General features: G+C 36.4%; 9 protein-coding genes. 4 read left to right on the top strand and 5 right to left on the bottom strand.

Features of this window, described 5'->3' with window-relative positions; translation table 11 throughout:
- Positions 1-35: 35 nt before the first annotated feature.
- From ABH955_RS08370 to ABH955_RS08360, 3 genes are all read right to left on the bottom strand, one after another.
- A complete protein-coding gene (locus tag ABH955_RS08370) occupies positions 36-713 on the bottom strand; it encodes an HAD family hydrolase (protein ID WP_404491034.1) in 678 nt (225 codons plus the stop codon).
- 22 nt (positions 714-735) lie between these two features.
- Complete coding sequence (locus tag ABH955_RS08365; RefSeq protein WP_002088235.1) at positions 736-990, bottom strand: YbeF family protein; 255 nt, start codon at positions 988-990, stop codon at positions 736-738.
- Positions 991-1,154: 164 nt separating this feature from the next.
- Positions 1,155-2,540 (bottom strand): hypothetical protein, encoded by a 1,386-nt coding sequence (locus ABH955_RS08360; RefSeq protein ID WP_242307897.1) that lies wholly within the window; start codon positions 2,538-2,540, stop codon positions 1,155-1,157.
- Positions 2,541-2,706: 166 nt separating this feature from the next.
- On the opposite strand from ABH955_RS08360, the gene ABH955_RS08355 reads away from it, so the two are divergent.
- From ABH955_RS08355 to ABH955_RS08345, 3 genes are all read left to right on the top strand, one after another.
- A complete protein-coding gene (locus ABH955_RS08355; RefSeq protein ID WP_016120741.1) occupies positions 2,707-3,072 on the top strand; it encodes a YoqO family protein in 366 nt (121 codons plus the stop codon).
- Between the two features lie 708 nt (positions 3,073-3,780).
- Positions 3,781-4,911, top strand: a complete 1,131-nt coding sequence (locus tag ABH955_RS08350) for an RNA-guided endonuclease InsQ/TnpB family protein (RefSeq protein ID WP_404491033.1) — start codon at positions 3,781-3,783, stop codon at positions 4,909-4,911.
- 152 nt (positions 4,912-5,063) lie between these two features.
- Positions 5,064-5,405 carry a YoqO family protein gene (locus ABH955_RS08345; RefSeq protein WP_404491032.1) on the top strand — a complete coding sequence of 114 codons (342 nt, stop codon included), beginning with the start codon at positions 5,064-5,066 and terminating at the stop codon, positions 5,403-5,405.
- Between the two features lie 42 nt (positions 5,406-5,447).
- Here ABH955_RS08345 and ABH955_RS08340 read toward each other — a convergent pair whose 3' ends face one another.
- Complete coding sequence (locus ABH955_RS08340; protein WP_002128840.1) at positions 5,448-6,518, bottom strand: M24 family metallopeptidase; 1,071 nt, start codon at positions 6,516-6,518, stop codon at positions 5,448-5,450.
- Between the two features lie 370 nt (positions 6,519-6,888).
- On the bottom strand, positions 6,889-8,598 hold the full coding sequence (locus ABH955_RS08335) for an Rqc2 family fibronectin-binding protein (protein ID WP_404445025.1): 1,710 nt from the start codon (positions 8,596-8,598) through the stop codon (positions 6,889-6,891).
- A 105-nt stretch (positions 8,599-8,703) separates the two neighbouring features.
- Between ABH955_RS08335 and ABH955_RS08330 the strand changes: the two genes are divergently transcribed.
- A complete protein-coding gene (locus tag ABH955_RS08330; protein WP_002066776.1) occupies positions 8,704-11,427 on the top strand; it encodes a calcium-translocating P-type ATPase, SERCA-type in 2,724 nt (907 codons plus the stop codon).
- Positions 11,428-11,515: the final 88 nt, after the last annotated feature.

Raw genomic sequence — 11,515 nt, 5'->3', positions numbered from 1 at the left:
AAAAAGACGACCGCGGGGGAACGCGGTCGTCTTTTTTATATAATTGTTAAAATTTCATGTAAAGAATAGATAGTAGGAACATCACACTTGAGTTGCAAGTTATCCCGATTTAACCATATCCCTTGCATTCCAGCTGCTGTACTACTAATTGCATCTGTTTCTAATCGATCGCCAATATAATAGCAATTTTTCATTTCAAGATTCGATTGTAATACAGTTCTTTGAAAAGTTTCAGGGTCTGGTTTCGATATACCAATTTCACTAGAAGTAAATATATATTTGAAATATTGTAGAATGTTTAGAGCAGTTAATTTTTCGACTTGTTGCTCATAGTCACCATTGCTAATGATACCTAATGAGTGCCCTCCTTGCTGCAAGGTCTGTAATGTATAGTGTACATCTTCAAACGCGGCCCAGTTGTTCTTATATAGTTCTATATATTGATTGAATTTGTGCTGAGATTCCCCGGGTGATAAGTTTACTCCATATGTTTTAAATAAATGATACATTCGCATCCCTTGTTGTTCTTGAAAAGATAATTCTTTGGATAAAAATTTGTTGAAATATTGTTCGGATAATTCATGCCATAGTTTCGTGGCCTCTAATTCATTACCTGAAAAAATAGTATTATATATTTGAAAGAAATCTATAATACCATTTCTTTCAGCAGTCTCATAATCAAGTAAAGTTCCATCGACATCAAAGAAAATCATATTACAATCTCCTCGCTAATAACTATTTAGCGTTTTCTACAACTTCATATCCTCTTACAAACAATAGAGTCATATAAGAAACAATAAATGAGAAGATGCTATACATGCCAACCCAAAAGAAAAATTTTGGAGTAAAGGCGATAACACCTATTATTAAAAAACTAGCAAACGTTACAATCGGCATTACGTAATACGTTTTTGTTCTACGTGTTCCAATAACAGAAACGATAAAGATAAGTAATGGACAAATTAATAAGACGAAAATCAATTCATTCATAGTTATGTCCCCTTTTCTAATTGAAGTAATCTGTTTCTCGTAAACGTTTTGAAATAATTACTCTCTTAATATAATTTCGCTACGTAATACATAAACCCTTTTGAAGGTTAGTATGTTTCAATATTTAACCTAAAAAGGCGTAAGCAAGTATTATCTTGCTTACGTTACAGGATAAACATCGCAACGATCGTGGTGACGATTAAGCCAATCACAACTGGTAAAAAGTTTCGGCGTGCAAGTTCAAACGGATCTACTTTGCATATGGCAGCGGCAGGAATAAGCGCCCAAGGAATTAAAGTGCCACCGCCGGTCCAGATTGCTGCAATTTGCCCGAGTGCTGTTAATGTAGCTGTTCCATGCCCAAGTGCTGTTCCGAAAAGGTTTGCAATCGAACCAGCAAGTGATATACCGGAAAATCCAGATCCATCTAAGCCTGTTATGACACCAACGATAGTTAATGTTCCCGCCGATACATATTGGTTTAAAGGAACAGTTTGAGATAAGGCGATTCCTAAGTCGTTAATGATTCCATGTGAACCTTTCGGTAAATAGTCCCCGATAATTTTCACAAAGCCGCTATCTCCTAAATAAAAGAGTGCAGCAATTGGGATAACTGGACCAAAGATTTTAAATCCAAATTGGAGCCCTTCTATAAAATAATCGGTCGTTTTATTCAGTCCATTACCTTTGTAGGCGATGAGAGAAATGATGATAATCATAATAACAGTCGTCCCGCCGATAAGTGCAGTGGCGTCGCTTCCTTGTAGTTTAAATTGAATCATGCAAAGAATATCTATGGCATATACGATCGGAATACCAATAGCGAGCCATTTTTTTGTCCGAGAAGATAATGAAGTGAGCGTTTTAGAAGACTCAGTTGATGGAATAGATTCTTGTATAGATAAGCCTGTATGAAATTCTTTTCGTAAGAAGAAAAATGCGACGGAAGTTGTCACAATACCCATAACAATAACGAGGGGAACACTGGCTGAAACAACGCTGGAAACAGGAAGACCAGCAGCGTCTGCAGTTAATTTCGGTGCACCTTGAATTACGAAGTCACCAGATAAGGCGATGCCGTGTCCGAATAAGTTCATAGCGATTGCGACTCCAATTGGCGGAAGGCCGACGCGTACAGCGACTGGTAATAAAATGGCCCCCATTAAGGCGACAGCTGGAGAAGGCCAAAAGAAAAAGGAAATTGTCATCATTAAAAGACCGATAATCCAGTAGGCATGTGCAGGTGTACGAATCATCTTTGTAAATGGTGAAATCATCGTATCATTTATGCCGGTATGAACGAGTAGATTGCTCATTGATACGATAATGGAGATGATTAATATAGTTGGTAATAGTTCGGTAATGGCGTAAATGAAACTTTGAAAGATACCACTAATGGCAAGAGGGATAGAACTTGTAGCGGTTAATGCTAATAAAAAGATAAAAACGATACAAATGATCGTCGTATCTTTTCTAAAAATAAAAAAGGTAATAATAGTGAGTAAACAAAGAACATAGAGAGCATGTAAAAGCGTTAATTCAACTCCCATAACATTCACATCCTTTAGGCGTTCGTGTAGTTCATTGTATGAAAGCGGTGAAGGTATGTGAGTATAGGAAAAAGAAAAAAGTGAAATTTCATGTATCGTAATGGTAAGGAGTAGAAATGGATGTTAAAATACAATTAATCCTAAAAATGGAATTAAAGGAGGTCTTATGCGCAAAGAAATTGGATTTTGGGGATTTATCATATCTTGTAGTCTATTAATCATTTTAAATCTGCTTACAAACAATGAATGGATAAGTATCATACCTGTTCTCGGGTTTGTTTTTATACTGTTATATCGTTGGGATGACATGAAACAACATGGTAAGAAAAGTATTGGAATTATGATAGGTATCATTGTTGTTTGTTCATTTGTCGTAGGGGTTATTTTAATAGAGGGCCAAAAGCAAATGGAGAAAATGTCTATTTTTCAAGATTGGATGTCTTCTGCGAAAGGTCTTTATCTTGTAATTGTAGTCGTTATTTTTCTAAGAGTCATGATAAGAATAGCAAGTTACATATTAAAGGAGAAGTAGAATGGGGGAGTACGAATGAGAGAGAAAATAGGGTAACTAACTGTTACGATTTATTTAACCAATTATAACCAAAGTTAATTAAATATATCAGTAAGCCCTGCTAGTCAAGTGATTGGCTAGTAGTGAGGGTTAACTGCGGGCAATCCCTAAAGCTGATTGAACTACAACGTGGCTAGAAATGGCGAGCGTGAATGTCGCGAAAGCAGAAAAAATCAATCAGATCGTGCAAGGTTAAATCCTAAACACTAGAACAATGGGTCTTCCGCCTCGAATCATCTAAGTCAAAATTGATAAGATGAACGTTCAACGACTATCTCGTATAACTGACGAGAGTACATCACAAGCCTATGGTGGTGGAAAAATCCTCTATCTTTAAGTAGATAAACATATAGTCTGCGCTCATGTGAAAACATGAGAAGTTCATAAGAGAACTGGCTAAGGAATTGCGCCCTTAGTTGAACAAGATAAATTTTATTGAATCTATCAAACTTCATTGAATTTATCGAACGTATGTGCCACGTTAGGTTCAATGAGGTGAGAATAATAATGAAATTTTCACGAGTTAGTCAAGTATCGGAATTAACAGGTTTGCATCCGAGTAGTCTCAGGAGAATGCTGGTGGAACACGCTACTATTCAGAAGAATAAATCTTTCATTATCCGAAAGGTGAGTGCCCGAATAATCGCACAGTAAAGGAGTTAAATTCTGATGATATTGGCGAAGAAAGTCAGACTGATTCCAACGCCTGAACAAGAAAAAGTGCTTAGAAACCATGCTGGAGCTTCAAGGTTTGCTTATAACTATTGTAAAAGAATGAGTGATAGATACTATAAGCTATTCGGAAAATCTGTTTCACAGTTAGCTTTACAGAAACGATTTACAAAGATCAAGAAGCGAAAGCGATATGAGTGGTTAAATGACATCAACGCACAAGTTCCCAAACAGGCTTCAAAAGATTTTGACAAGGCGCGAAAAAATTCGTTCAAAAAGTACAAAAATGTCTATCACACTTCTTATAAAACCAAAAAAGATTTAATCCAAGGATTTTATGCCAATTATGAAAGACTGATTATAGGAAAGAAAGTAGTTCATATTCAGTCTATTGGAGAAGTGAAAACAAGCCAACAACTACCAAGAAACAAAAAAACATCAAATCCAAGAGTTACATTTGATGGTCGTCACTGGTGGATTAGTGTAGGGTTCAAAGAAGAATTCGAACCACAAGAACTAACCAATGAGTCGATTGGTGTGGACGTTGGTTTAAAAGAGTTGTTTGTAGCTTCTAATGGTACGAAAGAACGAAATATAAACAAAGATGCTAAGGTTAAAAAACTTTTGAAAAGGAAAAAGTCAGCGCAAAGAGATATGTCTAGGAGATTTAAAAAAGGTGTAAAAATTCAATCTGCCGGATATGAAAAAGCTAAAACTGAGCACCTGCGGTTATCTAGGAAAATTACGAATATCCGAAATAACCATATCCATCAAGCAACAGCTAAATTGGTGAAAACCAAACCAATGAGAATTGTTGTGGAAGACTTACCTATCTCAAACCTGTTAAAAAACAAAAAACTATCGAAAGCATTTTTATTTCAAAAATTAAACTTCTTCTTTCAATGTTTGTCATACAAGTGCGAGAAGTATGGCATTGAGTATGTAAAAGCTGATAAATGGTTCGCCTCAAGCAAGATTTGCTCATGTTGCGGAGTAAAATACGACCATTCAGTTCAACCAGAAGGACAGTGGAGTTTAAAAATACGTGAGTGGCGTTGTGTTGGGTGCAATAGCCATCATGATAGAGATTTAAATGCTTCGATAAATTTATCAAGATGGGTAAAATAAAAGCTTGATAATAGGAGGTAACGATACTGCCTCGTGTGGAGTGTTATACCCCTCGTCCCTTCGGGGTTGCGAGAACACGATGAAGCACTAACTTGTGTAAATTTGATTGAATTGCATAGATTTAGTTAAGTTTATCGTATCGGTATTATGGTGTGCTCGTTTGTTTACTATTATCAGTTATTTCAGGGCAATTTCTTAAAAGTGAATGGGTGCCAGTTATATTATGTATAGGAGTATTGATTTTTGCACCTATGTATCGCTGGAAGGAATGGAAAGCATATAGCCGAAAAAAGAAAATTGTTTTCAGCATCGAGTTTGTCATTATAATTAGCACAATTCCGTTTTTGTTATTGAAAGGAAATGAGATAATAGATGGAATTGTAATGTTTCAAGGGTGGTTATTTATTGCGAAATTGCTATATTTAATATGTATATTAATGTCGGTAGCGGTAATCGCTAAAAAAGTAAACGAAAAGCTATTCGCTGATGAATAAAAGAAAATGCCACCTTATTCGGTGGCATTTTTTTCTATGATTTTAACAAGGGATAACAATTAGTTCCCGATTTGATTTTGTAATAACTTCATATCCGTCTTTTGTAATGACGATATCATCTTCAATTCTACAACCGCCCCAGTTCGGTATGTAAATACCAGGTTCAACGGTAACAACCATACCTTCTTCTAAAGTAGCCTTACTTTCTTGGGATAGGCGAAGAGGTTCATGTATTTCTAACCCAAGACCATGACCGGTAGAGTGTCCAAAATATTGACCGTATCCATGTTCTGTAATGTAATCTCTCGTTATATCATCGATACTTTTCGCAGTTTCCCCAGGTTTAATTGCTTCCGTCCCACGTTTTAACGCTTCTCGTACAACATTGTATATCTTTTTGAATTCTTCTGATGGTTCCCCAATTGCTACAGTACGTGTTATATCGGAACAATATCCATCGTAAAGTGCACCGAAATCTAATGTAACGACGTCGCCTCGTTCGATTATTTTATTTGATGCAACTCCATGAGGAAGTGAAGAACGAACACCAGAAGCTACAATGATTTGAAATGAAGAGGATGTAGCCCCTTTTTTTCGCATGAAAAATTCTAACTCATCTCGTACATCATTTTCACTTATTCCTGGTTTTAGAAACGTAAGGATGTGGTGAAATGCTTCGTCAGCAATATTAGCTGCGATTTTCATTGTTTCTATTTCAGGCATGTCTTTAATAATACGAATATTTTCGATGATTTCGCACACTTGAACCATTTCCGCATGTACGTATTTTTGTAAGTTTTTATATTGTTGTAATGTCATGTTATTTTCTTCAATTCCAAGTTTTTGAATGTTTAATTTCGATACTTGATTTGCAACTTCTTTCTCTAAATTTCCTTTATGCATAACAATTTCAGCGTCTTTTATTTGTGATTTCGCTTGATCTACGTAGCGAAAATCAGTTATAAAAACCGCTTTATCCGCAGAGATTAAGACGACGCCAGCGCTGCCTGTAAAGCCTGTTGCATATTGGCGATTTTCTTTTTTTGTAATAAGTAATCCGTCAATTTCATATTTTTGTAGTTGATTTTGGATTTTATTAATTCTTAAAGTCATGTTAATTTCCCCCTTTTCACAGTATTGAATAAAGCAAATAGCGTGCCAAAATATATATTTGAGGAAAAAAGATAGTAGGAACTACATATGTTTTAGGGGAGATGAAAAATTAGCCCGCTATTTGTGAGAGGCGGTTTGTTCATAAAATCAAGATTACTTCAATAATCAGTGGGGGGATGAAAAAATATTGATTGGAGGTGCACTTTATATACATACTGTAAAAAAATTTATACAGATGTGAAATGACACTGTCAATTTTTTTGACAATATTGAAGGGAAGAAAGATGTTATGAATGAGTGAATGGATATATGAACTGAATTGAAACCATATAAAAAATGCGTCGCTAGCAAGCAACGCATTTTTTAATATTTACGCTTTTAATTTCATTACTGTATCAGCATCTGGTGTTACATATAATGTTTGTTGATTGTCATATGTAACAAATCCAAGTTTTGCACCGCTCGGTTTTTTGACATGGCGTACCTTTGTGAAATCTACAGGAACAGAACTAGAATCTTTTGCTTTACTGTAATAAGCAGCGATTTTAGCGGCCTCGTGTAAAGTCTCTTCCGTAGGTTCAAGAGAACGAATGACAACGTGGGACCCAGGTATGTCTTTCGTATGTAACCAAATTTCATCACGACGGGAGAATTTCGTTGTTAAATAATCATTTTGCTTATTGTTTTTACCGACGAAAATTTCTGTTCCATCACTAGCTAAATATTTGTCCAATACCGGTTTTGTCGGTTTTTTCTTTGTGTTGTTCTTCTTACGATTACGTACATAACCTTCTTCGGCCAGTTCTTCACGAATCTCTTCAATATCTTTTGAAGAAGCAACCTCCATTTGTTGAAGTAAGCTATCAAAATAAAGAATTTCTTCATTTGTTTTTTCGATTTGTTCTTCTACAACAACAACTGAATTTTTTGCTTTTTGATATTTTTGGAAATAGCGTTGTGCATTGTCGGATGGTGTTCTTAAAGGATCTAATGTGATTTTTACAGTCCCACCATTTTCGTCGTAATAGTTAACGACTTCTATCTCTTTATCACCTTTTTTCAAAGCGTACATATTGGCTGTAAGTAGCTCTCCAAATAGTTGGTATTTATCTGCTTTTCCGGCATCTTGTAATGTTTTTTCTAGTTTAATTAGCTTCTTTTCGTTTTTTGTTTTTTCATTTTGCATAAAGCGTTCTAAATCGTGAGCTTGTTGTTTTACACGATCGCGCTCTGCTTTACCAAAGAAGAAACGATCTAATAATTCACTAACAGATGAAAATGTTTTTTCGTTTCCTTGTAAGTGAGAAAGAGGGAATAGGTAAAAGAACTCTTTTCCATTTGCTGTTATCATTGCTGGCACGTACTGATGTGTTAGCAAAGGTTTTTGCAAGCTGAAGAAAGCTTCAGATAATGCTTTTTCATTTGCCATACCTGCTTTTTTTACAACTTCTTTTGCAAATAATGGGGAAATTCCCATGAATGCTCCGACAAGTTGTTTGTCCATGTTGCCAGATAAAAAGTCTAGCGGTTTAATAAAATCATTTTCTGTTTCGATAAGAAGCGGATTAATTTTATGTTGTGCCGGTGGGGCAACATATTCAGCTCCAGCATATACAGTACGATGTCGGTTTACCGCTAAAGAAACGTGTTTTAAGCTATCTAAAATAACATTTGTTTTCGTATCTACTAAGATAATATTACTGTGTCGTCCCATTATTTCGATTACTAATGTTTTTACTGATTCGTCACCGATTTCATTGCGACTGCGGACTGTAATTTGAATAATACGTTCTAAGTCAATTTGTTCAATTTTTTCAATAAATCCACCTTCTAAATGTTTGCGAAGAAGCATACAAAACATCGGCGGTAGCGCTGGTGAATTGTAGTTTTGATTTGTTAAGTGCATACGCGCATATGTAGGGTGAGATGAAAGAATTAGCTTTTGGTTTTTTCCGTTTGCTCGAATATGTAATAAAACTTCATATTTTGAGGGTTGATATATTTTTGAAATTCTTCCTGTTTGAAGAGAATTTGCAATTTCATGTGTAATTGCTCTTGTAAATAATCCATCGAATGCCATGAATGAACACTCCTTTCTAACTAAAAGTTAATTATAGCATTTTTTTGGACGAGGCTGAATAAGCTTTCATTAGAGTATGTCTGGAATCAGGAGGTCGATGGCAGGATGAACTGGTATGAAATGCGAGCACATGAAGTGGAGGAAAGAACGAATACGAATGTGGAGGTAGGTCTTACAGAGCAAGAAGCAGAGGGCCGATTAAAGAAATTTGGTACAAATGAATTGCAAGAAGCAAAGCGGCCTTCTGCGCTTATGGTGTTTTTAGCGCAATTTAAAGATTTTATGGTACTTGTTTTATTTGGTGCTACAATTATTTCAGCTTTTTTAGGAGAGTATATTGATTCGATTGCAATTGTTGCAATTGTTATTATTAATGGTGTCCTCGGTTTCTTTCAAGAGAGGAAAGCTGAAAAATCGTTGGAAGCTTTAAAAGAATTGGCAGCTCCTCAAGTTACTGTACTAAGAAATGGGAAGTGGATAAAAGCGCCGTCAAAGGCGCTTGTACTAGGTGATATTATTAAATTTTCTAGTGGTGACCGTATTGGCGCGGATGTTCGCCTTGTGGAATCTTCAAGTTTATATATTGAAGAATCGGCTCTTACAGGAGAGTCATTGCCTGTACAAAAGAAGGTAGAGGCGTTACAAGGCCAAGATGTTTCAATTGGTGATCAAAAAAACATGGCATTTATGGGGACGATGATAACGAGAGGTGCTGGAACAGGGGTAGTCGTAGCAACTGGAATGAATACAGCTATGGGGCAAATTGCAAATATGTTGCAAAATGCTGAGCAAATGGAAACGCCATTACAAAGAAGATTAGAACAGCTTGGAAAAATTTTAATTATTGTTGCTCTTATTTTGACGGCTCTTGTTGTACTAGCTGGTGTATATCAAGGGAATGAAGTGTATCACATGTTTTTGGCTGGGGTTTCGCTTGCTGTTGCAGCTATTCCAGAAGGATTGCCAGCTATCGTTACGGTTGCGCTATCACTTGGCGTACAGCGTATGATTAAAAAGAGGGCAATTGTGCGAAAGTTGCCAGCTGTAGAAACGTTAGGCTGTGCTTCTGTTATTTGCTCAGATAAAACAGGAACAATGACACAAAATAAAATGATGGTAACACATATGTGGTCAGGCGGAGAATTGTGGAAAGTAACAGGTCAAGGCTATGAGCCAACAGGTTCGTTTATGAAAGGTGAAGCAGTAATTGACCCTACTAAGACGAAATCACTGTATCAACTACTTACATTTGGCTGTTTATGTAATAATGCGAATGTTATTCAAAAGAAAAAGACGTATGTGTTAGATGGAGATCCAACAGAGGGAGCTCTCGTTGCTGCTGCAATGAAGGCGGGAATATCACGTGAAGCTCTTAAAGGAAAGTTTGAAGTCATTCGTGAATTTCCTTTTGATTCAACTAGAAAAATGATGAGCGTTATCGTTCGGGATCGTGAAGGCAAAAAATTTGTTATTACAAAAGGAGCACCAGATGTTCTTTTGCAAATGAGTCAAACAATTTTGTGGGGAAATAAGCAGCAGCCTTTAAGTGAAATGTATCGAAAAGAAGTGCAGGCAGCGATTCATAGTTTAGGAAGTCAAGCTTTACGAACGATTGCGGTGGCATTTAAACCGTTAAAAGCTACAGATTCAATTGAACATGAAAGAGAAGTCGAGCAGGATTTTATGCTTGTTGGAATACAAGGAATGATAGATCCACCAAGACTAGAAGTGGCGCAAGCGGTGAAAGAGTGTAAGGAAGCTGGTATTAGAACGGTAATGATTACGGGAGATCATAAAGTGACGGCAATGGCAATTGCGGAACAGTTAGGGGTTTTACCGGCGGGTGGACGCGTTGTTGAAGGTGTAGAACTTGCGAATATGGATGTAGAGGCATTAGAAGATATTGTAGAAGATACGTATGTATTCGCTCGTGTGTCTCCTGAGCATAAATTAAAAATCGTTAAGGCGCTGCAAAATAAGGGACATATAGTAGCTATGACAGGTGATGGAGTGAACGATGCTCCAGCTATTAAAACAGCTGATATAGGGATTGCAATGGGAATTACAGGGACAGATGTTGCAAAAGAAGCTTCGTCACTTGTGTTGTTAGATGATAACTTTGCTACGATTAAATCGGCGATTAAAGAAGGTAGAAACATATATGAAAATATTCGGAAGTTTATTCGGTATTTGTTAGCATCTAACGTTGGTGAAATTTTAGTTATGTTATTTGCGATGTTACTTGCACTGCCATTGCCGATGGTTCCAATTCAAATTTTATGGGTGAACTTAGTTACTGACGGTTTACCAGCGATGGCATTAGGTTTGGATAAGGCTGAAGGAGATGTGATGAAGAGAACACCACGCCATCCGAAAGAAGGGGTGTTCGCTAGAGGGCTTGCGTGGAAAATTATAAGTCGTGGTTTTCTAATCGGAGCAGTGACATTAGTAGCGTTTATCATTGCATTTAACCAGCATCCGAATGAATTGAAGTATGCACAAACGGTAGCCTTCGCAACATTAGTACTGGCTCAGCTTATTCATGTATTTGATTGTCGTAGTGAACATTCTATATTTCACCGCAACCCGTTTGGAAATATATATCTAGTAGGGGCGGTTATTATTTCTTTACTGTTAATGCTTGTAGTTATATATTATCCACCATTACAGCCGATTTTTAGCACAATGCCGATACAAGCACGAGATTGGTTGTTAATTGGCGGATTATCATCTATTCCGACCTTCTTATTAGTAGGGTCCTTATTAACAAGAAAAAAGGAGAAAAAGAAAAAGCCGCTGTTATATAAGAAGGGATTAAACTTGAAATAGTCAATGATATGAAAATATGATATAATTTACAGAAGGTAGTAGAGTTGCATCTCTATTACCTTTTTCATTGAGTTATTTCATGGCTTGG

Origin of the sequence: Bacillus sp. RC240, from assembly GCF_044907945.1 — a bacterium.
In the GTDB taxonomy this organism is placed as follows: Bacteria; Bacillota; Bacilli; order Bacillales; family Bacillaceae_G; genus Bacillus_A; species Bacillus_A mycoides.
This window is presented reverse-complemented; position numbering and strand designations above follow the sequence as displayed.

What these genes read in the sequence shown, in the direction of transcription:
- ABH955_RS08340 (WP_002128840.1), bottom strand. Translation starts at nt 6,518, where the DNA reads ATGACTTTAAGAATTAATAAAATCCAAAATCAACTACAAAAATATGAA.
- ABH955_RS08330 (WP_002066776.1), top strand. Translation starts at nt 8,704, where the DNA reads ATGAACTGGTATGAAATGCGAGCACATGAAGTGGAGGAAAGAACGAAT.
- ABH955_RS08350 (WP_404491033.1), top strand. Translation starts at nt 3,781, where the DNA reads ATGATATTGGCGAAGAAAGTCAGACTGATTCCAACGCCTGAACAAGAA.
- ABH955_RS08365 (WP_002088235.1), bottom strand. Translation starts at nt 990, where the DNA reads ATGAATGAATTGATTTTCGTCTTATTAATTTGTCCATTACTTATCTTT.
- ABH955_RS08360 (WP_242307897.1), bottom strand. Translation starts at nt 2,540, where the DNA reads ATGGGAGTTGAATTAACGCTTTTACATGCTCTCTATGTTCTTTGTTTA.
- ABH955_RS08355 (WP_016120741.1), top strand. Translation starts at nt 2,707, where the DNA reads ATGCGCAAAGAAATTGGATTTTGGGGATTTATCATATCTTGTAGTCTA.
- ABH955_RS08370 (WP_404491034.1), bottom strand. Translation starts at nt 713, where the DNA reads ATGATTTTCTTTGATGTCGATGGAACTTTACTTGATTATGAGACTGCT.
- ABH955_RS08335 (WP_404445025.1), bottom strand. Translation starts at nt 8,598, where the DNA reads ATGGCATTCGATGGATTATTTACAAGAGCAATTACACATGAAATTGCA.